General features: G+C 72.2%; 16 protein-coding genes and 2 pseudogenes. 15 read left to right on the forward strand and 3 right to left on the reverse strand.

Features of this window, described 5'->3' with window-relative positions; genetic code table 11:
- Nucleotides 1–13: 13 nt before the first annotated feature.
- From TU30_RS34180 to rbsD, 3 genes and pseudogenes are all read left to right on the forward strand, one after another.
- A pseudogene (locus TU30_RS34180) lies at nt 14–247 on the forward strand (substrate-binding domain-containing protein); the annotation flags it as partial.
- A 253-nt stretch (nt 248–500) separates the two neighbouring features.
- A complete protein-coding gene (locus TU30_RS17170) occupies nt 501–1,406 on the forward strand; it encodes a ribokinase (protein ID WP_042170879.1) in 906 nt (301 codons plus the stop codon).
- The gene (rbsD, locus tag TU30_RS17175; protein WP_042170886.1) at nt 1,403–1,792 is read left to right on the forward strand and encodes a D-ribose pyranase; all 390 of its coding nucleotides are present in this window, start codon (nt 1,403–1,405) and stop codon (nt 1,790–1,792) included. Before TU30_RS17170 ends, rbsD begins: the two co-directional genes overlap by 4 nt.
- A gap of 92 nt (nt 1,793–1,884) precedes the next feature.
- Here the strand turns inward: rbsD and TU30_RS17180 are convergent, their stop codons facing one another.
- The gene (locus TU30_RS17180; protein ID WP_042170889.1) at nt 1,885–2,562 is read right to left on the reverse strand and encodes a hypothetical protein; all 678 of its coding nucleotides are present in this window, start codon (nt 2,560–2,562) and stop codon (nt 1,885–1,887) included.
- Between the two features lie 339 nt (nt 2,563–2,901).
- Here TU30_RS17180 and TU30_RS17185 point away from each other — a divergent pair.
- The 4 genes and pseudogenes from TU30_RS17185 (at nt 2,902) to hisC (ending at nt 8,864) form a co-directional block, all read left to right on the forward strand.
- Nucleotides 2,902–3,653: pseudogene (locus TU30_RS17185) on the forward strand (DUF6177 family protein).
- 686 nt (nt 3,654–4,339) lie between these two features.
- Nucleotides 4,340–6,301: an FAD/NAD(P)-binding domain-containing protein gene (locus TU30_RS17190; protein WP_042170891.1), complete on the forward strand. Its 1,962-nt coding sequence runs from the start codon at nt 4,340–4,342 to the stop codon at nt 6,299–6,301.
- Nucleotides 6,298–7,740, forward strand: a complete 1,443-nt coding sequence (pcaB, locus tag TU30_RS17195) for a 3-carboxy-cis,cis-muconate cycloisomerase (RefSeq protein WP_042170894.1) — start codon at nt 6,298–6,300, stop codon at nt 7,738–7,740. Before TU30_RS17190 ends, pcaB begins: the two co-directional genes overlap by 4 nt.
- 47 nt (nt 7,741–7,787) lie before the next feature.
- Entirely contained in the window at nt 7,788–8,864 is a 1,077-nt protein-coding gene (gene hisC / locus TU30_RS17200) for a histidinol-phosphate transaminase (protein ID WP_042170897.1), read from the forward strand.
- 123 nt (nt 8,865–8,987) lie between these two features.
- Here hisC and TU30_RS17205 read toward each other — a convergent pair whose 3' ends face one another.
- Together TU30_RS17205 and TU30_RS38035 are read right to left on the reverse strand one after the other, a co-directional pair.
- The gene (locus tag TU30_RS17205; RefSeq protein WP_042170899.1) at nt 8,988–9,212 is read right to left on the reverse strand and encodes a tautomerase family protein; all 225 of its coding nucleotides are present in this window, start codon (nt 9,210–9,212) and stop codon (nt 8,988–8,990) included.
- Between the two features lie 68 nt (nt 9,213–9,280).
- Nucleotides 9,281–13,138, reverse strand: a complete 3,858-nt coding sequence (locus TU30_RS38035) for an amino acid adenylation domain-containing protein (protein ID WP_267889346.1) — start codon at nt 13,136–13,138, stop codon at nt 9,281–9,283.
- Nucleotides 13,139–13,552: 414 nt separating this feature from the next.
- Here TU30_RS38035 and TU30_RS17215 point away from each other — a divergent pair, with 414 nt between their 5' ends.
- The 8 genes from TU30_RS17215 to TU30_RS17255 all read left to right on the forward strand — a co-directional run bounded on the left by TU30_RS17215 (nt 13,553) and on the right by TU30_RS17255 (nt 24,228).
- Nucleotides 13,553–13,852 carry a chorismate mutase family protein gene (locus tag TU30_RS17215; RefSeq protein WP_234307889.1) on the forward strand — a complete coding sequence of 100 codons (300 nt, stop codon included), beginning with the start codon at nt 13,553–13,555 and terminating at the stop codon, nt 13,850–13,852.
- Complete coding sequence (gene pabB / locus TU30_RS17220; protein ID WP_042170900.1) at nt 13,849–15,924, forward strand: aminodeoxychorismate synthase component I; 2,076 nt, start codon at nt 13,849–13,851, stop codon at nt 15,922–15,924. Before TU30_RS17215 ends, pabB begins: the two co-directional genes overlap by 4 nt.
- A complete protein-coding gene (locus TU30_RS17225; RefSeq protein WP_042170902.1) occupies nt 15,921–16,796 on the forward strand; it encodes a prephenate dehydrogenase/arogenate dehydrogenase family protein in 876 nt (291 codons plus the stop codon). Before pabB ends, TU30_RS17225 begins: the two co-directional genes overlap by 4 nt.
- A gap of 17 nt (nt 16,797–16,813) precedes the next feature.
- On the forward strand, nt 16,814–18,490 hold the full coding sequence (locus TU30_RS17230) for a class I adenylate-forming enzyme family protein (RefSeq protein WP_042170904.1): 1,677 nt from the start codon (nt 16,814–16,816) through the stop codon (nt 18,488–18,490).
- A complete protein-coding gene (locus TU30_RS17235; RefSeq protein WP_042170907.1) occupies nt 18,487–19,110 on the forward strand; it encodes a DsbA family protein in 624 nt (207 codons plus the stop codon). The genes TU30_RS17230 and TU30_RS17235 overlap by 4 nt, the downstream gene beginning before the upstream one ends.
- Before the next feature lie 83 nt (nt 19,111–19,193).
- Nucleotides 19,194–21,779, forward strand: coding sequence for an ATP-grasp domain-containing protein (locus TU30_RS37320; RefSeq protein ID WP_078878329.1), 2,586 nt, complete (start codon nt 19,194–19,196; stop codon nt 21,777–21,779).
- Nucleotides 21,776–23,026, forward strand: coding sequence for an MFS transporter (locus tag TU30_RS17250; RefSeq protein ID WP_042170909.1), 1,251 nt, complete (start codon nt 21,776–21,778; stop codon nt 23,024–23,026). Before TU30_RS37320 ends, TU30_RS17250 begins: the two co-directional genes overlap by 4 nt.
- Nucleotides 23,023–24,228 carry an ATP-grasp domain-containing protein gene (locus TU30_RS17255; RefSeq protein ID WP_042170911.1) on the forward strand — a complete coding sequence of 402 codons (1,206 nt, stop codon included), beginning with the start codon at nt 23,023–23,025 and terminating at the stop codon, nt 24,226–24,228. The genes TU30_RS17250 and TU30_RS17255 overlap by 4 nt, the downstream gene beginning before the upstream one ends.
- Nucleotides 24,229–24,230: the final 2 nt, after the last annotated feature.

Consider the following 24,230-nt stretch of genomic DNA (forward strand, 5'->3'; position numbering starts at 1 on the left):
ACAGGGCGCCGGGGCGTTCGGTTTCAGCGCCGGGAAGTCGGTCCGGGTCGTCGGCTTCGACCGCACGCCGGACGGGCTCAAGACGGTCGAGGAGGGCACGCTGTAAGCGTCCGTCGCGCAGCAGCCGCGCGAACTGGGCAGGATCGCGGTGGACAACGCGCTGCGCGCCGCCGAGGGCAGGAAGATCGACGAGACGGTGACGGTTCCGGTGAAGGTGGTCACGAAGGAGAACGTGGCCGGGTTCAGCGGCCGACGCCGACGAGGGATCAGAACCGGGGGCGGTCGGTTGTCACGACCGGCCGCCCCCGGCGACCGTACGACTGCGCGACCGCGCGACCGCGCGGCGACTGTATGACTGTGCGGCTGTGCGGCTGTGCGGCTGTGCGGCTGTGCGGCTGTGCGGCTGTGCGGCTGTGCGGCTGTGCGGCTGTGCGGCTGTGCGGCTGTGCGGCTGTGCGGCGACTGTATGACGACATGACGACCACGTGGGGAGCCCTTCCATGTACGACTACGACCTGCTGGTCGTGGGGTCGGCCAACGCCGACCTGGTGATCGGCGTCGAACGCCGGCCGGACGCCGGGGAGACGGTGCTCGGCTCCGACCTGGTCGTCCACCCGGGCGGCAAGGGCGCCAACCAGGCGGTCGCCGCCGCCCGGCTCGGCGCCCGGACGGCCCTGCTGGCCCGGGTCGGCGACGACGCCCACGGGCGGCTCCTGCTGGACTCGCAGCGGGAGGCCGGGGTCGACACGGTCGGCGTGGTGGCGGGCGGGGCGCCCACCGGCGTCGCGCTGATCACGGTGGACCCGTCCGGGGACAACAGCATCGTCGTCTCGCCGGGCGCCAACGGCCGGCTGACGCCTGACGACGTACGCGCCGCCGGGAGCCTCTTCCACGCCGCCAAGGTGGTCTCCACCCAGTTGGAGATCCCGCTGGGGACGGTGGTGGAGGTGGCGCGTTCGCTGGCGCCGGACAGCAGGCTGGTACTGAACCCGTCACCGCCGCGGCCCCTGCCGGGCGAGGTGCTGGCGGCCTGCGACCCGCTGATCGTCAACGAGCACGAGGCGAAGGTGATCCTCGGCGAGGCGGCCCGTGCCGGTGAGGAGCCCGAGGACTGGGCGCGGCTGCTGCTCGCGAAGGGCCCCCGCTCGGTGGTGGTGACGCTGGGCGGCGAGGGCGCGCTGGTGGCCTCGTCCGACGGGGTCTCCCGCATCCCCTCCGTGAAGGTCCGGGCCGTGGACACCACGGGTGCGGGCGACTCCTTCACCGCCGCGCTGGCCTGGCGGCTGGGCCTGGGCGAGTCCCTGGCCCAGGCGGCGGCCTACGCGGCCCGGGTGGGGGCGGTGACGGTCACCCGGGAGGGCGCGCAGGCGTCCTTCCCGACGGCCGAGGAGGTCGCGGCGCTGTGAGGAAGGGCGGAATCCTGAACCGGCACCTGTGCGGCGCGCTGGCCGGACTGGGCCACACGGACCGGGTGCTGGTGTGCGACGCGGGCATGTCGGTCCCGGACGGGCCGCGCGTGGTGGACCTGGCGTTCCGGGCCGGGGCGCCGTCCTTCGCGGAGGTCCTGGAGGGGCTGCTGGCCGAGCTGGTGATCGAGGGCGCGACGGCCGCCACCGAGATCCGCCGGGCCAACCCCGAGGCCGCGGACCTGCTGGCGGGCCACTTCCCCGCCCTGGACCTGGTCCCACACGAACGCCTCAAGGAACTGACCGCCGGCGCCCGGCTCGTCGTCCGCACCGGCGAGGCACGGCCGTACGCGAACGTGCTGCTGCGGTGCGGGGTGTTCTTCTGAGGGACGGCCCGCAAGGATCCGTCGGCACTTCCGTGACGCTCGCGCCCTGTCATCGCCCTCGATGGTGATGACGGGCGTCGCCTCTGGATCGGTCATCCGGTGATGGAGAGGAAGAGGGTGTCCTGGGTGTACCAGTCGATGTTCTGCGTCGCGTACTCCCGTTCGTTGTGCTCGGTCTCGAGCTTCTCGACGAGTTCTTGGACGTCGTACCGGAATCCCTCTTCCATGCGGTCCAGTACGGCACGGTAGGCGTCGGCGGCGGCCTTGGCCTTGGCCTTGGCCTTGGCCTTGGCCTTGGCCAACGGAAGTATGCCGATGTGCGGGCCGTCCACGGGGTGGGGGATGGGGAAGGGGATCTCCTTCGGTGGCCCCGAGAACAGGTGCTCGTGCAGCAGCAGATCAGCGCTCACGCCCAGGCGGCGCAGTTCTTCGTCGACGAGGCCGAAGAAGGTGGACGGCTTGGAGTACACGCCCTGCTCGAAGGGATCGGACGCGTTGCAGTCGATGATGTGCTGGAGAGCACGGTGGTAGGCGCCGGCCGCGTACTCCGCGTTCGAACTCGCGTGACCGGCCAGGAGGTGTTCGAGGGCGTCAGGGACCGACAGACCCCAGTCGATGCCCTGGCGGTCGAGTTCCAGCCGGCTTCTCCGCGCCCTGTCGCGCACCCCGCCGAGGATGCGCTGCCGGTCGGACGTGAGGTTTCCGGCGGCTCCGGGGAAGCCCAGGACATCGGCCTTGTCGGCTGTGCTGTACGAGATGATCCGGTTCATGATCCATGCTGCCAGCCGCCACTGACATCCGACTCGGCGGGCAGAGCCGTTCTCAGGAATCCTCCTCGACGCGGAGAAACTTCGAGGGGCCCGGCACATGGCCGGGCCCCCTCGTTCCCTCCCCCGTCAGAACATCTCGGATCCTCCCGGGTCTCCCCGCAGAAGTCCCGACAGCAAGTACGACCCGCGAGGTGCGGGGAAGGTTGTACGGTCCTCGCGAAAAACTTTCCCGGCCCTCGGCCGGGGCGAGCGCGGGCCACCGGCTCGTCCAGACCGCGCTGGCCGGAACCGGCGAGGAGGGAGCCTCGTGACCAAGAACGTCATCACCCTCACCCGACGATGCCGGACGCCTGGGCCCTGCTGGCCGGCCTGTACGCGGCCGGGCCCGAGGCAGGCGCGACGCTCCCCGCGCACGAGGACACCGTGCTGGGCGAGGCGCTCGAGACGGCCTGGCGCGCGCTCACCGGCTCGGCCCCGGCCGGCTGGGGCACCGCGGAACCCGTCAACCTGCCCTGGTCGCCGCACCGGCTGACCGATCTGGCCCGTGACCGGGCCCTCGAGCCCACCCACCTGCTCGTGACGGGGCACCCCGGCCGGCCCGCGCTGGCGTGGATCCGGGTGACGCGCACGACCGCCGGGATCGAGCAGGACGTGACACTCACCCTCGGGTACGGGCAGGGCGAGGAACCGCCCCTGGAGGCGATCGGGCCCCTCGCCGAGACCCTCGTCGTGGAACACGGCCTGACGACGATGCTCGCCTCGGTGCGACGCGCCTCCCGCGACCTCACGACGGCGCCCGTGCTCCATGCCCCTCCCGTACCGGTCGCCTTCACCCTGGGCGCGCGCGACGTGCGGGCATCGGCCTCCCCCATGCCCGCCGCCCGCCCGTCGAGGTACGGCCCGTCGCCCTGGGGCCCGCCTCCGAGCCGGCCCTGCACTACCCGCTGGGGGACGGGTCGGAGGCCCTGCGACCCCTCGACGGTTCCGCCCGATTCACACCCCTCCATCACTCTTTACATCCCTCACTTCCCGGAAGTGCGCCTATCCGAGGGGTTGGCTGCCTTGTCCGAGGCGGCGGAGCGTTCGCATAGTTGCTGCCAGAGGTTTCAAAGGCAGATTTCCGGCCTGCCGAGCGTCCTTGCCCAACCTTCCACGAATGACAGCGACATCAGATCTTTCCACTGGGGGAAACCGATGGCTCTCCAGGAGTCCGGCCGCAGTCTGCGCGGTATCGCCGCAGCGGCCGATGCTGTCACGCTGAGGGCTTCGGCACGTGGTGCGGAAGCGTGTTCCGTCTGCGCGGACGTGATCCAGAACCTCGTCCCCGGCCCTCTGCGGTAGGTCCGGTTCCAGCACAGGCCGGTGGCTTCGGCCCGTGCGAGGGGCGGCCGGTCGCTTCCCGGGCACCGGCCCGCTCCGTCGGGCACGACGCCGTCGACCGCCCGCCTCCATGGTCGGGCCGGAGTGTGCGCCGGCGTGCCGGCGGTGTCCCGAAGGCGCATCCCGTACCCGGTGCCTTTGTGAGCCGCGGCCCGCAGAGGCGTTTCGGCGAAGGCCGCGACATCGCGGCCGCGCTCCCCCACCCCCCTCTCGGCCTTCCCCTCCCGGTCCGCCGATGCCCTGGCGTTCCCTCGACCTGACCTGCTGATCAGCGGCGTCAGGGCGCGGTCGCCCACGTGCGGCGCCGACCGCTCCGTGCCCGGTGGCCGCACGGCCGTCCCACCGGACCGGTTCCGATCATCCCCTCTCCCCCTCCATCGTCGAGCGGAGAACACTCGTGAAGAGCAGTACCTCAGCCATAGCCCTCGTCGGGGCCGGCCCCCGCGGACTCTCGGTCCTCGAACGCCTGATCGCCCAGGAGCGGAAGTCCCCGTCCACGAGCCACATCACGGTCCACGTCGTCGACCCGTACCCACCGGGACCCGGCCGCGTGTGGCGCACCGACCAGTCCCGAGAACTACTGATGAACACGGTGACCTCCCAGGTCACCGTGTTCGCCGACTCCAGCGTGAACCTGGTGGGACCGGTCGAGGACGGGCCCAGCCTCTATGAATGGGCCCGGGACGTGGCGGCCGGCGCGATCCCCGTTCCCGGAGACGGGGGCGAGGACGCCCTCGGGGAGGCCCGCCGCCTCGGCCCGGACACCTACCCCAGCCGCGCCTTCCACGGGCACTATCTGGGCTGGGTGTTCCGGACGCTGGTCGCGGAGGCGCCGGCGCACCTGGAGGTCCGGGTCCACCAGGAGCTCGCGGTCGCGCTGGACTACGAGTCCGGCGGGCACGACGGACGCCAGAGACTGCTGCTGGCCGACGGCACCCGGTTGTCCGGCCTGGACGCGGTGGTGCTGGCCCAGGGCCATGTACCGGTTCGGGCCACTGCCGAGGAGCGGCGGTTCGGCGCTTTCGCGGCCGAGCACGGCCTGGTGTACCTCGGTCCCGCCAACCCGGCCGACACGGATCACTCCGGGATCGGCCCGGGTGAGAGCGTCGTGCTGCGCGGCCTCGGTCTCAACTTCTTCGACCACATGGCCCTGCTGACCGTCGGGAGGGGCGGCTCGTTCGAGCGGGTGGACGAGCGGCTGGTCTACCACCCCTCCGGGCAGGAGCCACGCGTCCTCGCCGGATCCCGGCGCGGCGTTCCGTACCACGCCCGCGGCGAGAACGAGAAGGGCGCCTACGGCCGGTACCAGCCGAGGCTGCTGACGGCGGAGAAGGCGGACGAGCTGCGTGCGCTGGCCGACGAGGGGGAGTGGATCCGGTTCGGCACCCACCTGTGGCCCCTGATCACCGCGGAGGTGGAGCGCGTGTACTACGCCGCCCTGCTGGCCGACCGGATCGAAGCGGCCGAACTGGCGGCCTTCACCGACCGCTTCCTGCACACCGGCGACTCGGCGGAGGACAAGGTCCGTCTGCTCGACGCGGTGGGGGTCTCCCCCGCCGAGCGCTGGGACTGGGACCGCATCACCGAGCCGTACGGGGACCAGGAGTTCGCCACGGCGGAGGACTTCCGCACCTGGCTGCTGGCCTACCTGCGCCAGGACGTCGTCGAGGCCAGGGCGGGCAACGTCAGCGGTCCGCTCAAGGCGGCCCTCGACGTGCTACGCGACCTGCGCAACGAAATCCGCCTGGCGGTCGACCACAGTGGGCTGGAGGCGAACTCCCACAGGGACGAGCTGGAGCACTGGTACACCCCGCTCAACGCCTTCCTGTCGATCGGCCCGCCCGTCTCCAGGATCGAGGAGCTCCTCGCCCTCGTCGAGGCCGGAACGGTCGAGATCGTCGGCCCCGGCATGACCGTCGAAGCGGTCACGGACGGCAGGGCCGCTTTCGAAGTGCGTTCCCGTCGGATACCGGACCTTCGGCGTCGGGCCGGCGCACTGGTCGAGGCCCGGCTGCCCGAACCGGACCTGCGCCGTACCGACGACCGGCTGATGCGCCACCTGCTGACGACCGGCCAGTACGCGCCCTACCGGATCCCCGGTGAATGCGGCAGGGAGTACGAGACCGGCGCCGTCGCGGTCTCCGGCCGGCCGCACCACCCGCTCGACGCCGAGGGCCGCCCCCATCTGCGCCGGTTCGTGCACGGTGTGCCGACCGAATCGGTGCACTGGGTCACCGCGGCCGGCATCCGGCCGGGCGTCGGCTCGGTCACCGTCGAGGACTCCGACACGATCGCCGCCGCCGTACTGACCCTGCTGGCCGACGACGCTCACACGGGTACCAGGGAGGCAGGGGTATGAACGGCTGCGACGCCGACACGGGACTGCTCTCCCCGGTGCGGGCCGGCACACCGGTGGAGGCGGCCACCGGGGACCGGGCGTGGCTCCAGGCGATGCTCGACGCCGAAGCGGCCCTGGCCAGGGCCCAGGCCAGGCTGGGGACGCTGCCCGCGACGGCCGCCACGGCGATCAGCTCCGCCGCGCGCGCCGAACGGCTGGACGCCCGGGCACTGGCTCTGGCCTCCCGGGAGACCGCCAACCCGGTGGTCGGCCTGGTCCAGGCGTTGACCGCCGTCGTCGCCGCCGACGACCCGGCCGCCGCCGAGTACGTCCACCGCGGGTCCACCAGCCAGGACATCCTCGACACCGGGACCATGCTGGTGGTCGCCCGGGTTCTGCCGGTCCTCCTCGCCGACCTGCACCGTACGGCCGACGCCCTGGCCGGCCTCGCCCTGGAGCACCGCGACACTCCGATGGCCGGCCGCACCCTCACCCTGCACGCCGTGCCCACGACCTTCGGTCTCAAGGCGGCGGGCTGGCGCCAGCTGGTGCTGGAGTCCGCCGAACGGCTGCGGCGGATCCTGGCCCACGGACTGCCGGTGGCGCTCGGCGGCGCCGCCGGCACGCTGGCCGGATACCTGGAGTACGCGAAGGTCGACGGCGGCGTCCCCGACCATGGGCTCGGTGACTACCTCGACCGGCTCACCGCGGCCTACGCGGAGGAGACCGGGCTGGCCCGGCCCGTCCTTCCGTGGCACGCGCTGCGTACCCCGATCGCCGACCTGGCCGCCGCGCTGTCCCACACCGCGGCGGCCCTCGGGAAACTCGCCGTGGATGTCCAGGTCCTGGCCCGCACCGAGGTCGGGGAGGCCTCCGAACCCGCCCCGGCCGGCCGTGGGGTCTCGTCCGCCATGCCGCACAAGCGCAATCCCGTGCTGGCGACGCTGATCCGCTCTGCCGCGCTGCAGGTGCCGGTGCTGGCGGCCGGCCTGACCCAGTGCCTGACCACCGAGGACGAGCGGTCCGGGGGTGCATGGCACGCCGAGTGGCTGTTGCTGCGCGAGTGCCTCCGGTTGGCGGGTGGCGCCGCCCACACCGCGGTGGAGCTGGCCGAGGGCCTGACCGTCCGACCGGAACGGATGCGCGCCAACCTTGACCTGACCGGCAGTCAGATCTTCACGGAGCGGATTGCCGCCGTCCTCGCTCCCCGGATCGGCAGGACGACCGCCCGCCAGTGCCTCACCCGGGCTTCCGTCCTGGCCGATCGCGAGGGCCGCCCGCTGGCCGAGATCCTCACCGGGCTGCCCGAGCTGAAGGGTGTGTTCGCCGACGGTGAACTTGTCGGCCTGCTGGACCCCAACGGCTGCACCGGGGCCGCGGGGCTGCTCGTCGACCGTGCCCTCGCCCGGCGGCCGGACGGCGCCGACAGTACAGGTACAGGACCGGCAGCACAGGGCTGACCGCCCCGACGGCCCCGCACCGCCCCACCGAGAAAGGCACGAACCCTGTGACCGAACGTCAGCACGGCCCTCGTCTGCGGCCGAACCTGGATGCCCTTTCCGCCCACCGCCCCGGAAAGCCGGACCACGCCGTCCCCTTCGTCCTGTCCGCCAATGAGAACCCCTACCCGCCGCTGCCCGGCGTCCTGGAGACCGTGGTGGCCGCGGCGGGCGGCCTCAACCGCTACCCCGACATGGCCGTCGGTGCGCTCACCACCGAACTCGCGCAGCACTTCGGCGTTCCCGCCGAGCACATCGCCACCGGCCCCGGCTCGGTCGGTGTCGCCCAGTCCCTGGTGCTCTCCACGGCCGGCGAGGGCGACGAGGTCCTGTTCGCCTGGCGCTCGTTCGAGGCGTACCCCGTCATTACCCGGATCTCCGGCGCCACCCCCGTCTTCGTCCCGCTCACCGCCGACGGGTCCCACGACCTCGACGCGATGCTCGCCGCGATCACCGACCGCACCCGGCTGATCTTCGTCTGCAGCCCCAACAACCCGACCGGTGCCGCCCTGCGCCGCGACGAGCTGGCCCGCTTCCTGGACGCCGTCCCCACGCGCGTCCTGATCGTCCTGGACGAGGCGTACCGCGAGTTCGTCCGCGACACGGACGTGCCCGACGGCATCGCGCTGTACCGCGATCGCCCCAACGTCTGTGTACTGCGCACCTTCTCCAAGGCATACGGCCTGGCCGGCCTGCGGGTCGGCTTCGCGATCGCGCCCGAGCCGGTGGCCGCGGCACTGCGCAAGACGGCGGTGCCGTTCGGTGTCAGCCAGCTCGCGCAGGACGCCGCAATCGCCTCGCTGCGCGCCGAGGACGCGCTGCTGGAGCGGGTGGAGACGCTGGTCGGCGAGCGCGCCCGGGTCACCGCCGCGCTGCGCGCCCAGGACTGGACGGTCGCCGACTCCGAGGCCAACTTCGTCTGGCTGCGGCTCGACGGGCACACCCTTGACTTCGCCGCCGCCTGCGCCGAGGCCGGCGTAGTGGTCCGCCCGTTCGCGGGCGAGGGCGTACGCGTCTCGATCGGTGAGGCGCGGGGCAACGACCTCTTCCTGGCGACCGCCGAGGCGTTCCGCAAGGGGATCTGAGCACGGCCACGGGCAGGGGGCGGGCAGCGTGGCCGCCCCCTGCCCGTGAAGGCAACGCCCCGGTGGGAAACGCCCTGCGCGGGCCGGGACGCCCCGGCGGCGCGGGGCGTCCCGGCTCGCGCTTCAGTAGTTCGGCAGCTTGTGGAGCAGTTCGCGCCGCTCCATCACCTCCGGGCGGTAGACGCGCTCGTTCCACTCGGACGGGTCGACGGGCTCCAGGGCGATCGACACGGCGTCCTCGGTACAGCCGAGGTTCTCCGTCAGCGCCGCGGTGATCGCGGCGACCAGGCGGGCCGACTGCTCCTCCCCGACCGGGGTGGGGAAGTGCTTGATGTTGACGTGCGGCATGAGGGTCTCCCTGTGCAGGTGTGAGGCGGTCCCTATGTGGCTGACACGGGCCTGTTGTTCGCGGCCGGTCAGCCCGTGGTGCCGAGGCCGGGGGCGACCAGGCGGGCCAGTTCGTCCACTCCGGGCTCGCGCAGGATGCCGTAGTGGTCGGCGGAGAGTTCATGGATCTGCGGCTCGGCTGCCGACCAGCCGGTGCTGCCGTCGAGGAACGAGGGGCCGTCGCCGGCCGCCTTCACGACGGTCACCGGTGCCTTGATCCGCCGGGACCGCAGCTCGGCGGAGGTGTGGGTGAACTCGTAGGTCTGCCGGACCACGGCGGTGATCCGGCAGACCAGCTCCCGGTCCAGGCCGTCGAGGTGCTCGACCATGTGGGAGACGAAGCTCTCTTCGTCCGTGGTGGCCCGCAGGCACGCCTCCAGGGCGGGCCCGGTGACAGCCCCCGCGAAGACCGAGTACAGGATGGTCAGATAGGCCGGGTCGGTGTACGAGGCGCGGCCTCCGCCCACCGTGCGGGGCTTCGGCGAGCCAGGGGCGATCAGCAGCAGCCGGTCGACCCGGCGGCCGTCCCGCTCCAGCAGGTGGGCGGCCTCGAAGGCCACCCGCGCGCCGAAGGAGTAGCCGAACAGCGTGTACGGGCCGTCCGGCTGGGCCTCGGTGACGGCCCGCACGTCCCGCGCCGCCATCTCCGTGATGGTGGCGTACGGCTGCTCCCCGGTGTTGACACCGTGGGCCTGGATGCCGAGGAACGGACGGTCGGTGTCGAGCCGACGGGCCAGTGTCCGCAGGTTCATCGGGTAGCCGCCGAGGCCCGGCCAGCAGTAGACCGGCCGGCCGGAGCGGGCGGCGCCCAGCGGCACCAGTCGGGAGGAGGAGGTGCCCCGCTGCCCGTCGACCCGCCGGGCCAGTTCCTCGATGGTCGGGGACTCGAACAGCACCTGCAACGGCAGCGCGCAGCCGAACCGCCGGTTGATCCGGTGCACCAGCCCGACCGCGATCAGCGAGTTGCCGCCGCACTCGAAGAAGTCGTCCCCCACGGAGGCGGCCCGCTGCCCCGTCCCGGCCTGCCACAGGTCGCGGACGATCCGCTCGGTGGTGGTCCGCGGCGCGACGAAAGGCCGCTCCGAGGCCGCGAGTTCCGTCTCCGGCGACGCCTCCAGCGCCCGGAGGTCGACCTTCCCGTTGGCGGTCAGCGGAAGCCGGTCCATGACCACCAGACGGTTGGGCACCATGTAGTCGGGCAGGAGCTCCACCAGGTCGGCCCTGATCATCTCGGTCGGTCCCCGCATGTGCACGCTGTCCTCGCGCATGCCCTGGTGGGCGAGCTGCTCGGCGCTGACCCGGCCGCCGACGAAGAAGTACGAGGGGCCCGTGGGCCGCCCACCGGCCCGCAGCACGGCTTCCATCCGCTTGGCGGCGGGCAGGTCGTGGCCGGTCCTGGAGCTGTACCCGGAGGACATGAACCCGAAGCCGGCGCCGTTCATCTGCAGTTGCTGGAGTCTGCGTCCCAGGTCCAGGTAGGAGCGCGGGTTCTCCGGGCCCGGACTGACCACCGTGATGCCGAACGCGGCGCGCTCGTACACCTGCTGGTTGATGGCGATCACGTGGCGCTTGAGCACCAGTTCGTCCGCGATCCGCTCCAGTGCGCCGCCGGTGTACCGGTACTGGCCGGCCGTCATGCCGGGTACCCGGCCGGGGTGGACCTGCAGGTACACGTCCACCGGGACGTCCGGGCGGTCGGCGTGGAACGGGACCAGGTCGAAGGCCCCCAGGTAGTGGTCCTCCTCGGCGCAGTGCAGGCGGTGCATCGCCTCGGGCGTGTACGGGGCCGCGGCGACGTCCAGACCGTACGCGGGGAGCACCTCCTCCAGCAGGCCGACCATGTGTCCGGCCTCGATCTCCAGGACCTCCTGGACGTTGTTGCGGTACACCGGCTCGATCGCCCGCCGCCGGCCCGCGAAGTGGAAGCGGATCCCGGGCCCGCTCCCCCGCCCGTCCCCGGCCTCGATCAGGTACAGCCGGTGCTCCACCGGGTGGTAGTACCAGTGGCCGGGTGCCAGACCGGCGCAGCCGTCCGGGCCGGCGATCTCCAGGTACAGCTGGGTGGCGTACAGCGAGCCGGGCGAGGCGTAGCCGTACTTGGGCAGCAATCGCTCGTCACTGGTGTACTGGCCGAAATAGCGTAGAACGGAGCCGAGTTCAGCCACCTTCAGATGTTCGGGCCGTCGCGGGGCGGCGCCGGCGGTACGGGCGGCCAGCAGGGCGAGCAGATCCTCGGGGCGGGTGTCGTCGCCCTCGTAGAAGCGGTAGGTCTTGCGGGCGAACACCCGGCGGCGCTGCTCGGCGGTGGGGGTGCGGCCGGGCAGGTCGACGCAGCGGCGGCCGGCCAGGTCGGTGGTGTCACGACAGCCGCCGCCGGAGAGCTGGGCGCGCACCTGCAACCGGCCGGCCTTGGAGACGTGGTGCCGGTCGTGGTCGCCCTGGTCCATCAGGACGGCCTCGCGCGGGCTGAGTTCGATGCAGGCCACCAGATTCTGATGTCCGGTCGCGGGGTCGTCCTTGACCAGCACGGCGGCGTTCCTGACCCAGTCGTGGGCCTCGACGGCGAGCCGGATCTCGTCCGGTTCGACCCGGTAGCCGCGCAGCTTCACCTGCCGGTCCACGCGGCCGCCGAACCGGTAGTCGCCGTGCTTCCGGTGGACCAGGTCGCCGGTGCGGTACAGCACGGCGTGCGCGGGGTCGGTGGAGAACGGGTTGTCCAGAAAGCGTTCGGCGGTCAGGTCGGGGCGGTGCAGGTAGCCGCGGGCGACCTGCACGCCGCTGATGTACAGTTCGCCGGCCGCACCGGGGGGGACCGGCTCCATCCGCTCGTCCAGCACGTGGAAGGCCAGACCGTCCACGGGGGTGCCGATCGGGATGCCGGACGGGCCGTCGGCGACCGACGACGGATCCACGGTGCGGGCGGAGGCGTTGATGGCGCACTCGGTGGGCCCGTAGAGGTTGACCAGTTCGCACTTGTGCAGGGTCTCCACGAAGCGCTGCGCGAGCCGCCGGGACAGTGTCTCCCCACCGCAGAAGACCTGGGTCAGCGAGTCGCACTCGGGCAGCCGGTCGGTGTCCAGCAGCGCCTGGAGCAGGGTCGGCACACACTGCAGGGCGCTCACGTCGTGCCGGACGACGGTGTCGACCAGGGCTTCGGGGTCGCGGTACGCGCCAGGCCCGGCGAGCACGATCCGGCTGCCGAGGCACGGTGCCAGGACCTCCCACTGAGCGGCGTCGAAGCTCATCGGTGTCTTCTGCAGCACGGTGGTGGACGGGCCCAGCCCGTAGGTCCGGCCCAGCCAGCGCATCTGGTGCGCGATGCTGCAGTGCTCGACCATCACGCCCTTGGGCCGGCCGGTGCTGCCCGAGGTGTAGATGACGTAGGCGAGGGCGCCCGGCGCCGGGGAACCGGCCGGGCCGTCCCCGGCGGCGCGGGGGCCGGTGGCCGCGTCGGCCGGGGTGAGGATGACGGTGCCGGGTGGCGCGAGGGCGGCGAGCCGGTCCCGGAGCGGCTCCTCGGTGAGCAGCACCGGGGCTCGGGAGTCCTCGGCCATCGCGCGGATCCGCTCGTCCGGGTAGTCGGGCGACAGGGGGAGGTAGGCGGCGCCGGCGAACAGGACACCCCAGACGGCGACCGGCAGGGCGGTGGAGGGTCCGAGGAAGATGCCGACGCGGTCGTCCCGGCGCAGTCCCAGGTCTTCCAGTGCGGTCGCCAGCTGCGTGGCCCGCCCGACGAGTTCCGCGAAAGTGAGGGTCTCGTTCCGGTACTCCACCGCTATGTCGTCGGGGCGAATCCGGGCCTGCGCCGAAATCAGGTCGACGAGGCTCGGCGCTCCGCCCGTTCCTCGCTCCGGAACCTCCGGCACGCCCTCGGTCAGGATTTCCACAGAACCCCCCGTTCAAATGAATCCTCATGCGCAGAGCAAATCGAACTATGAGTTCCTCTCGAGCTTTTTGGCAAGCAGCCGCGAGACGGGTGTCCGATCGCCCACCCAGACATGTCGGCACACATTTCCGCAAACAGTGCGCGAAGCAGCCGGGGGCACTGGCCGTCGACAGCGATTCCCGGCCTGTCCGACGTACGGATTCACCCCGCCGCACCCTCCCGGCCACCCGAAGCAAGGGCGATTTGTGTTTTTTTTGCGGGTATGAACCCTGGAATTTCACGCACTGCGTCAATCCGAACCATGGCGACCGTGGCATCGGCGAAGGGCGGACGGCAGAGTCATGGCCGTCAGCGGGGCGCCAGCTGAGGTCTTTTCCGGCGCTTCCAGAAGAGGCTCCAAACAAGGGGGAAGCCCGTGCTGGATAATCCGGCGGACGATGGAATCGAAACCCTCCGGGCGAAGCTCGACAGCATTGACCTGCGTTTCCTCGAGGAACTGCGCGCCCGCATCGAGACCTGTGTGGAAATCGCGCACTACAAGCGCGAGAGCGATGTCCGGATGATGCAGCCGCACCGGATCAAGCTCGTCCAGGAGCGCGCCGCCCGGTTCGGCGAGGAGCACGGGATCAGCCAGGACTTCCTGCGCCGCCTCTACGACCTGATCATCGAGGAGACCTGCCGGGTGGAGGACGTGGTCATCGGGGTCGCACCGTGAGAACCCTGCTGATCGACAACTACGACTCCTTCACCTACAACCTGTACCAGCTGCTCGGCGAGACCAACGGCCGCCCGCCGGTGGTGGTGAAGAACGGCACCGCCTTCTCCGACCTGCGTTTCGAGGACTTCGACGCGGTCGTGGTCTCCCCCGGGCCGGGCCGCCCCGACCGGGAGCGGGACTTCGGCATCAGCCGGCGCGCGATCCTGGAGAGCGGCCTGCCGGTGCTCGGCGTCTGCCTCGGCCACCAGGGCATCTGCCACCTGTTCGGCGGCGAGGTCGTCCACGCGCCGGAGCCGATGCACGGACGGGTCTGCCCGGTGCTCCACAGCGGCACGGACATCTTCGCCGGCCTGCCCAGCCCCTACGACGTGGTCCGCTACCACTCGCTCGCGGCCGGCCGGCTCCCCGACGAACTGGAAGCCCTCGCCTGGACCGAGGACGGTGTGCTGATGGGCGTGCGTCACCGGACGCGGCCGATCTGGGGTGTCCAGTTCCACCCGGAATCCATCAGCAGCCAGTACGGCCGCGAGCTGCTCGCCAACTTCCGCGACCTGGCGATGGCGCATCACGCCGTGCAGCGGTGCGAGCCCCGCTACACGGTGCACGTGCGCAGGCTGGACGTCGAACCGGAGGCCGAGTCGGCCTACCGCGAGCTGTTCACCGACCACGACACCGCGTTCTGGCTGGACAGCAGCAGTGTCATCGACGGGCTGTCCCGGTTCAGCTTCCTCGGCGACGGCTCCGGCCCGCTGGCCGAGTACGTGACCTACCGGGTCCAGGACGGCACCGTCCGGATCACCCGACCCGGCCGCTCCGACGACGGCGACGAACTCGTCCAGCAGGGCTTCTTCGACTACCTGGACGGCCAGCTGCGGGTCCGCGCGGTCCCCCGGCCCGAGGGGCTGCCGTTCGACTTCAATCTCGGCTACGTCGGTTACCTCGGCTACGAGTTGAAGGCCGAGGCGGGCGCCCGGGCGGCACACAAGGCGGAGACCCCGGACGCCGCCGTGCTGTTCGCCGACCGGATGCTCGTGCTCGACCACGCCGAGGGCGCCGCCTACCTGCTGGCCCTGTCCGAGGGCGAGGAGCACACCGCGGCCGTCGCCTGGCTCGACCGCACCGAGGCCGCCGTGTCGGCGCTGCCCAGGGCCGGTGGCGGGCCGCGCGGCGAGGCGGCCGGCTTCCTCGGCGTGGGCATGACCGACCCGCAGGCCGAACCGATCGTCGGGCTGCGGCACGACAATCAGGCCTACCTGGACCGGATCGCCGAGAGCCTGGAGGAGATCCGCAACGGCGAGACCTACGAGGTGTGCCTGACCAACGCGGTCACGCTCAAGGCCACGATCGATCCGCTGCGCACCTACGCGCACCTGCGGAAGATCTCGCCCGTACCGTACGGCGCGCTGCTCGACTTCCCCGGGGTGGCGGTACTGAGCGCCTCGCCGGAAAGGTTCCTGACCATCGGTACCGACCGGGTCGCCGAGTCCAAACCGATCAAGGGCACGCGCCCGCGCGGGGCCACCCCGGCCGAGGACGCGGCGCTGCGCGAGGACCTGCTCTCCCAGGAGAAGGACCGCGCCGAGAACCTGATGATCGTTGATCTGATCCGCAACGACCTGAACGTGGTCTGCGAGGTCGGCTCGGTGCACGTGCCGGCCCTGTTCCACGTCGAGACCTACGCGCCGGTGCACCAACTGGTCTCCACCATCCGCGGCACCCTGCGGCCCGGGGAATCGGCGGTGTCCTGCGTGCGGGCGGCGTTCCCGGGCGGGTCGATGACGGGTGCCCCCAAGCTGCGCACGATGGAGATCATCGACCGGCTGGAGGACGGCGCCCGCGGCGTCTACTCCGGCTCGATCGGCTGGTTCGCGCTGAGCGGCGCGGCCGACCTGAGCATCGTGATCCGCACCCTGGTGGCGACCGAGGACCGGCTGGGCTTCGGCGTCGGCGGGGCGGTCATCGCCCTGTCGGACCCGGAGGAGGAGTACACGGAGACGGCCGTGAAGTCGCGTGCCATGGTCTCCGCCGTCCTCGCCACCGCGCTGGAGTCCGCCGGGGGCCACCCGTGATCCGGCGCTGTGTGGTGGTCGGCGGCGCCGGCGCGGTGGGCCGGCTGTTCGCCGAACGGCTGCTGGCCGGTGGCGCCCGGGTGGCGGTGGTCGACACCGTCGAACCGGGCACGGAACCCCCGGACACCCACTACGTGCGCGGGGACGTCACCGCCCTCGGCCCGCGGTTGGAGGCCGACCTCGGCCACGCCGACCTGGTGGTGCTCGCGGTGCCGGACTCCGTCGCGCTGGCGGCCGTCCCCGGTCTGGCGGGGGTGCTGCGGCCGGACGCGCTGCTGGTGGACACCCTGTCGGTCAAGCAGCCGATCACCGCGGCCGTCCGGGCCCATGCCCCGGCCGTGCAGGCGGTCGGCCTGAATCCGATGTTCGCCCCGGCCCTCGGCTTCGAGAGCCGCCCGGTGGCCGCCGTCGTGGTCAACGACGGGCCTCGGGTCGGCCACCTGCTGGAGCTGGTCGGCAGCTGGGGCGCCCGGGTGGTGCCGATGGACGCGGCCGAGCACGACCGGCTGGCCGCCGTGTCGCAGGCACTCACCCACGCCACCGTACTCGGCTTCGGGCTGGCCCTGACCCGGCTCGGCCCCGACCTGGGGAGGATCCGCGAGATCGCCCCGCCTCCGCACAACGCGCTGCTCGCCCTACTGGCCCGGATCAGCTCGGGCGCGCCCGCCGTGTACTGGGACGTCCAGGCCGCCCACCCGCAGGCCGCGGCGGTACGCAAGGAACTCGCCGAGGGAGTGCGCAGGCTCGCCGACCTGGTGGAGCACGGCTCCGAATCGGAGTTCGCCACCGTCCTCGGACAACTCCAGGACCAACTGGGCGAGCACCTCCCCCACTACCGCGACCTGTGCGCGCGGATGTTCACGTCACTCTGACAAGGAAGATGCATCCCATGGCAACGTTCGCCGCGACCGTCCTGACCCCGAAGCAGCGTGAGCAGCTGGCCGCCGACTCCACGGTGGGCGGTGGCAACCTCCTGCGGTCGGCCATCGCCGCCAACCCGCACCCCGAGCTGCCGTTCGTCCACTCCTACCGGGCGATCACCACCACCTCGGGCGAGCAGACCCACGACCTCAGCCTGAACGACATCGACGCACTGGCGCAGAGCTGGTCGGTGTACTACCTGACGCAGGGAGTGCGCCGGGGCGACCGGGTCGCGGTCTGGTTCGAGGACTCCTTCGCGTACTCGGTGCACTACTACGCGATCGCGCAGATCGGCGCCGTCGCCGTGCTGATCAACAGCAACGCCACCGGGTCGATCGCCCAGTCGCTGCTGGAGCAGACCGCCCCCGTGGGTCTGTACGCGGACCGGGAGCGGCTCGCGATGCTCGACACCGCACAGCTGCCGAGCATCGCCTGGACCGGCACCGCCGAGGAACTGCCCGCGCCGCCGGCCGCGCGGCTCGCCGAGAGCGACCGCTGGAACCATCACGCGGACGACCCGGTGGTAATCCTGCACTCCTCCGGCACCACCGGCCGCCCCAAGCCGACCATCCACACCCACAGCACCATCGTGGCCGGCCCCAAGTTCCGCCTGGTGGACCACACCGAGACGCCAGGCGCGCTGATGATGACCGCGCTGCCGCAGTCCCACCTGGGGTGTGTCGCCTACACCACGTACGCGGTGCTCGGCGGCACGCCGGTCGTGGCTCTGAGCGACCGCAAGGGCGCCGAGCTGGCCGCCGCGGTGGAGGAGTACCGGCCGACCTCGGTGATGTCCTTCGCGCATGGCTACGCCGAGCTGGCATCCGCCGACCTGAAGCCGGGTCAGCTCGACTCCGTGCAGGTGTGGGTGTCGATCGGTGACGCGGTGCATCGCGCGCACATCGACAAGGTGCTGTCGAACCGCAGCGCCGACCTGCCTCCGTCGGCGTTCTTCGACCGCCTGGGCACCACCGAGCTCGGCTGGGGCTGCCTGCTCCAGGTGCACACGCTGGACAACAAGCCGCACAACCGGTGCGCCGGCAAGCCGGTCGGCGTCGCCGAGGTGGCGGTCCTGCGCCACGACGGCTCGATCGCCGACACCGGCGAGGTCGGCCACCTGGCCGCCCGGGGCCCGGCGGTGACGCCCGGATACTGGGGCGACTCGGCCACCACGTACTCCTTCAAGCTGGCCGGCTACTGGATGCCCGGCGACATGGCGTACCGTGACGAGAACGGCGACTTCTACCTGGTGGACCGAGCGGCGGACGCCATCCACACCGCCCACGGGACCGGTTACTCGGTCTTCATGGAGGAGGTCGTGCTGCTCCAGGTGCCCGACGTCGAGGACGTCGCGGTGGTGGCCGGCCGGGACGGCGGCACCGTCGTGCCGGTCGCCGTGGTCACCGCCGCCGAGTCAGCGGAGCCGGCGAAGCTGCTGCTCCTCGCCAACGAGGCGCTGCGCGCCGCCGGCCACCCGGAACTGGGCTTCCTGGAGATCGCCGCTTCCGAGGCGGACTTCCCGGTGGGAGTTACCGGAAAGGTGCTGAAGCGTCAGCTCCGTGAGAAGTACGCTGTCTTGTCCGAGTACCGTCATTCAGCGCAGGGCAAGTCCTTCGCCGCAGCCCCCACCGGAGACGCCGCGTGACCAGCAGCACCACCCAGACCACGAAAGTCGACTTCTACTTCGACCCCGCCTGCCCCTTCGCCTGGATCACCTCCCGGTGGATGCTGGAGGTCGAGCGTCAGCGCGACGTCGAACTGCGTTTCCACGTGATGAGCCTCTACTTCCACAACGAGGGCAACGAACTCCCGGACTGGTACCGCACGCTCGTCGACAAGTCGATCGGCCCGGTCCGTGTGGCCGCGGCGGCTGCCGCGCAGCACGGCCCGGAGGTGCTGCGGGACCTGTACACCGCGTACGGAACCCGGATCCACGAGAAGAAGATGACAGACCTCGACGAGGTCGTCGCCGAATCCCTCGCCGAGCTGGACCTGCCCGCCGAGCTGGCCGCCGCGGCCCACGACCCCGCGCACGACGAGGCCGTGCGGGTCAGCCACGACGCCGGCAAGGACCCCGAGGCGGGCGGTTACGTCGGCACGCCGACGATCCACGTGGACGGCACGGTCTGGTTCGGTCCGGTGCTCCGCGCGATCCCGCGCGGCGAGAAGGCGGCCGAGCTCTTCGACAGCTTCCGGGTGCTCGCCGGCCACCCCGACCTGTTCGAGCTGAAGCGCACCCGCACCGGCGGCCTCGACTACAGCTGACCCGCTCCCGCGCGAACCCCTCGTGCGAACCGTTCCTGTCCGGGGAGCGGTTCGCGCCCATGCGAATGGACGGAAACAGACTGATGGACACTCAGACGGCTCCCGGGGAGCGGCCGGACGCCTTTGTACTCACCGGATCGTTCCTGGTGGTCTGCCGGGCGCCGCTCTACCTGGCGGAACTGGCCCGCCGCGGCCTGAAGATCCTGCTGATCACCCCCTCCTCCTGGCGCGAGGACGCACTGGGCGCCGCCAAGGACCCCGACCACCCGGCGTACGTGATCGACGAGGTCGCCTTCGTCGACGGCGACGTGGGCCGCGAGAACTCGTACCTGCCCGGAGTCGTCTCGGCCGCCCGGCGCTGGCGCGACGCCTACCGCATCGTCGGCGCCTACGCGGTCGGCGAGACCCAGGTCGAACCGACCGGTCTGCTCGCCGACGCGCTGGGGCTGCGCACTCCGGGCCTGCGGGCCACCCGGGCGTGCCGCAGCAAGTACCTGCAGCGCTGGTACCTCCCGGAGTTCAGCCCGGTGTCGCTGACCGTGCCGCCCGACGGCCGCGGGGCCTTCGACCCGGCCTCCGTCCGTTACCCGGCGGTGGTCAAACCCACCGGCCGGCACTCGAGCTCGGGCGTGGAGACGGTGACCGGTCCAAACGCCCTGCCGACGCTGCTGCGCTCGTACCCCGAGCACGAGACCGTCCTCGTCGAGGAGAAGGTCGAGGGCCAGGAGTACTCCGTGGAGAGCCTGGTGCAGGACGGCCGGACCGTCTTCTCCTCAGCCACCCGCAAGGCCACCACCGACTCCCACGCCCACACCTTCGTCGAGCTCTCGCACACCGTGCCCAGCGACCAGCCGGAGGCCGACCCGGTGCTGCTGGACGCCAACCGGCGGATGCTGGAGACACTCGGCTTCCAGGACGGCGTCGCCCACTCCGAGTGGCGGATCGGCGCCGACGGCCGGGCGTACCTGATGGAGGTCGCCGCCCGCACCCCCGGCGACGGGCTGTGCATCCTGTACGAGCTCGCCACCGGTGCGCCGCTGGAGCCGGAGATCGTGCGGATCGCGCTCGGCGAGCAGGCCTCGTACCCGAAGCCGACCCGGGCCGCCCGGCAGGTCTACCTGGAGCACGTGCCCGGCGTGCTGGCCGACGTCCGGGTGCGGGGCTTCGACGTGGAGCCGGTGTGGGTCGGAGAGGGCGGCCTGTGGCCCGCCGTCGGACCGGCCTCGCCCGCCGACCCCCCGACCCTGCGCGCGGTCCTGGTGCACCACGACCGCGGGACCGGGCTCGGCCCGCTGCGCAGCTCCGAGGACCGGGCCGTCTCCTTCTTCATCGACGCGCCCACCGTCGCCGAGCTGGACCTGCTGGAGAGCCGGGTACGGCGCGCCGTCACCGTCCACACCGTCCCGGCGGTCCCGGACACCGTGACCCACGTCCTGGTCGGCTACAGCCCCGTCATGCTGGCCAAGCTGGACGAACAGCTGCCGGCCGACTCGGTGCTGGTCCTGGAGGAGCCGGCCGTCATCGAGGCCCGCGGCATCACCGCGCTCGCCGAACGGCACCCTTGTGTCGCGGCCCTGTTCCCGGCGCCCAGCCAGGACGAGGCCGACCCTCACCGCGTGGTCGGGGCCGTGCCCCGCCCGGTGGGCGTCCGTGCCGTGGTCCCCGTGGTGGAGTACGGCGTGGTGGTCGCCGCCGCGCTCGCCGAGGCCTGGGGCCTGCCCGGTGCGGGCCTGGAGGCGGCCCGCGTGCTGCGCGACAAGGGCCTGCTGCGCGCCGCCGTGGCCGGCAGCGGCATCGCCCAGCCCGACTGGGCCGTGGTCGAACACGCCGGGCAGGTCGCCGACTTCCGCGCCGCGCACGGCGGGCAGTGCGTGCTCAAGCCGGCCGGCCGCCAGGCCAGCCTGGGCGTGCGGCTGCTCGGCCCCGCGGACGACGTCGCCGAGGCCTGGGCCCGGACCACCGCCGCCGACGAGCCGGCGCTGCGGGCCCAGTACGAGGACACCTCCCGGTTCCTGGTGGAGCAGCGGCTGTCCGGGCCCGAGGTGAGCGTCGAGGCCGTGGTCCACGAAGGCGAGGTCGGCTTCACCAACATCACCGCCAAGCTGGTGCAGGACAACGGCCACCCGGTGGAGACCGGTCACACCGTGCCCGCCGACCTGCCGCCCTCCCTCGCGGACGCGCTGCGCGAGGCGGTGGTCCGTCTGGCGGGCGCGGTCGGCTTCCGCTCCGGGGTGCTGCACTGCGAGTGGATCCTGGTCGACGGCACCCCGTACCTGGTCGAATGCGCCGGCCGACTGCCGGGCGGCGGCATCACCGTGCTGATCGACCTCGCCTACGACACCGACATCCTGCGCAACCTGTTGCAGGTGCTCACCGGCGCCGGGCCGGTCGGCCCCCTGCCCCGTCGGCGCGCCGCCGCCGTACGGTTCCTGATCGCCCGTCCGGGCCTGGTGGAGTCCGTGACCGGCGCCGCCGAGGCGAAGGCCGCACCGGGCGTCGCCGAGCTGCATCTCTCGGTCGCCCCCGGCGCCACCGTCCACAGCGCCACCAGTTCCTGGGAGCGGGCCGGACTGGTCATCACCACCGGCGCGGACGTCGCCGAGGCGGGCCGCCGGGCCGAGCACGCTCTGTCCCTGGTCGGCGTACGAACCGTTGGAGGCACGCGATGAGGCTGCCCTCTCCGAGGGAATACGTACCGGCCACTCCGGCCGGGCGTTCCTTCGCCGTCACCTCGCTGATCAACGCCATCGGCACCGGCCTGTACCTGGCCGGCTCCGCGGTCTTCTTCGTCCGCTCGGTCGGCCTGACGAGCGCGCAGGTGGGCCTCGGCCTGGCGTTGTCGGGGGCGGTCGGCTTCCTCACCACGGTGCCCATCGGAGCACTCGCCGACCGGCTCGGCGCCAAGCCGACCCTGGTGGCGCTCCAGTTGTGGCGGGCCGGCGGGTTCGTCGCGCTGGCCTTCGCCCAGGGCATGGTGAGCTTCACGGTGATCTCCTGCTGCCTGGCGGCGGCGGAGGCCGCCACACAGCCGATGACCCAGGCGGTCGCCTCGGCCACCACCGAGGGCACCGACCGCACCCGTACGATGGCGATCATCCGCACCGTACGCAACGTCGGCTTCTCGCTGGGCGCCCTGCTGGCCGCACCGCTGTTGGCCGCCGACCATGTCTGGACGTACCGGGGTATCGTGCTCGGCACCGCCGCGGCGTTCGTGGTGTCCGCCGCGATGCTGTCCCGGGTGCGCGCCGCCACCGCGGCCACCGTCCAGAAGAAGGTGAACCCCCTCGCCGCGCTGCGCGACTTCCGCGACTGGCGGTACCTGCTGCTGACCGCCCTCAACGGGGTGCTCAACCTGCACACCACCATCCTGTCGGTCGGCATCTCGCTGTGGACGATCCAGGCCACCGACGTGCCGGCCGGGTTCCTGCCGGTGCTGATCCTGATCAACACCGTGATGTCGATCGTGCTCCAGGTGCCGGTCTCCCGGCTGGTGGACCGCGAGGGCGGGGCCGAGCGGGCGCTGCGCAGGGGCGGGTTCGCGCTGACGGCGTGCTGCCTGGCGCTCGCCCTGACCACGGCCCCGTCCTCGGTGCTGGTGGCCGGCGCGGTGCTGCTGGCGGCCTGCGTGCTGCTCACCTTCGGCGAGATGTGGCAGGCCGTCGGCGGCTGGGAGCTGAGCTACGATTTCGCGCCCGAGGACCGCAAGGGCGTCTATCTGTCGGTGTTCAGCCTCGGCAACGCCGGCCAACGGATCGTGGGTCCGGCGCTGATCGCGTCCGTGGTGATCGCGGCCGGCCCGGCCGGCTGGATCGCCCTGGCGGTGCTCTTCGCCGCCGCCGGGCTGCTGGTCGCCCCTGTCACCCGCATGCTGCGGACGGTCGCGCCGCATCCCGTGGAGAAGGAGGTGGCGTCGTGAGCGCCCCCAAGGACCTGTTGGTGGTCGGCGTCGGCACGATGGGCCGGCCCTACCTGGAGGCGGCGGCCCGGCTCGGCCTGCGGGTACGTGCCGTGGAGGCGGCGGCCGGCTGGGACGGCCGGCCGGTCGACCTCGCCGAGCGCTTCTACCGGGTCGAGGGCCATGAGGAGGAGGACTGGACGGCGGTGGTCGCCCGGGCCGTCGCCGACCGCGTACCGGACGGTGTGGTCTCCTTCGCCGAACCGCACGTGCTGGCCGGCGCGCTGGCGCAGGAGCGGCTCGGTCTGCCCGGGCCGTCGCTGCACGCCGCGGTGGTCTCCCGCAACAAGGCGCTGCAGCGCGCCGTCTTCGCTTCCCGCGGCGTCCGGCAGCCCGAGCACCTGCTGGTGCCGGACGTGACCGAGGCCCGGACCTGGATGCTGGAGCGGCTGCCCGTGGTGGTCAAGCCGCTCACCGGGGCCGGCAGCGAGGGCGTCGAACTGGTCCGCACCGCCGAGGAGGCGGCCGAGGTCCGCACCCGCCGCTCGGGCGAGGGCAAGGTGCTGGTCGAGGAGGCCATCGAGGGGCCGGAGTTCAGCTGGGAGGCGCTGGTCCGCGACGGCGAGGTGCTGTTCGAGAACGTCACGGCCAAGGAGACCACCCCGCCGCCGTACTTCGTCGAGCTCACCCACCGCTGCGCCCATCACTTCGAGGACGACGAACTGGGCTCTCAGGTACACACGTTGACCCGGGGCGTGCTGAGCGCCGTCGGCATGCGGACCGGGCTGGCGCACCTGGAGTTCAAGGTCGACCGGCGCGGCCCGGCGCTGATGGAGATCGCGGTGCGCACCCCGGGCGACTACCTGCCCGACGCGGTCGGCCTCGCCTACGGCTTCGACCTGTACGAGGCCGTGATCCGGCTGGCGCTCGGGCTGCCCGTCGACGAGCTGGTCCACACCTCTCCGGTCTCCTGGCCGGCCACCCACTTCCCGGCCGCGGCTCCCGGGACGATCACCGCGATCACGGGGGTCGAGGAGACCACGGCCCACCCGTCGGTGGTCCGGGTCCGGCTGCGCAAGCGGCCCGGCGACACCGTAATGCCTCTGACGTCCTCCTCCCGGCGGATGGGGCACGTGCTCGTCGACGCGCCCTCCCCGACCGAGCGTGAGGACGCGCTGAAGCACGTGCGAGAAACCCTGAACATCATCACCGAGCAGCGCTGAGC

The organism is Streptomyces sp. NBRC 110035 (assembly GCF_000829695.1).
Lineage (GTDB): Bacteria > Actinomycetota > Actinomycetes > Streptomycetales > Streptomycetaceae > Streptomyces.

Bases quoted from the DNA above. Each gene is read 5' to 3' on its own strand.
- pcaB (WP_042170894.1), top strand. From the start codon at position 6,298: ATGAACGGCTGCGACGCCGACACGGGACTGCTCTCCCCGGTGCGGGCC.
- TU30_RS17230 (WP_042170904.1), top strand. From the start codon at position 16,814: ATGGCAACGTTCGCCGCGACCGTCCTGACCCCGAAGCAGCGTGAGCAG.
- TU30_RS17180 (WP_042170889.1), bottom strand. From the start codon at position 2,562: ATGAACCGGATCATCTCGTACAGCACAGCCGACAAGGCCGATGTCCTG.
- TU30_RS17250 (WP_042170909.1), top strand. From the start codon at position 21,776: ATGAGGCTGCCCTCTCCGAGGGAATACGTACCGGCCACTCCGGCCGGG.
- TU30_RS17205 (WP_042170899.1), bottom strand. From the start codon at position 9,212: ATGCCGCACGTCAACATCAAGCACTTCCCCACCCCGGTCGGGGAGGAG.
- TU30_RS37320 (WP_078878329.1), top strand. From the start codon at position 19,194: ATGGACACTCAGACGGCTCCCGGGGAGCGGCCGGACGCCTTTGTACTC.
- TU30_RS17170 (WP_042170879.1), top strand. From the start codon at position 501: ATGTACGACTACGACCTGCTGGTCGTGGGGTCGGCCAACGCCGACCTG.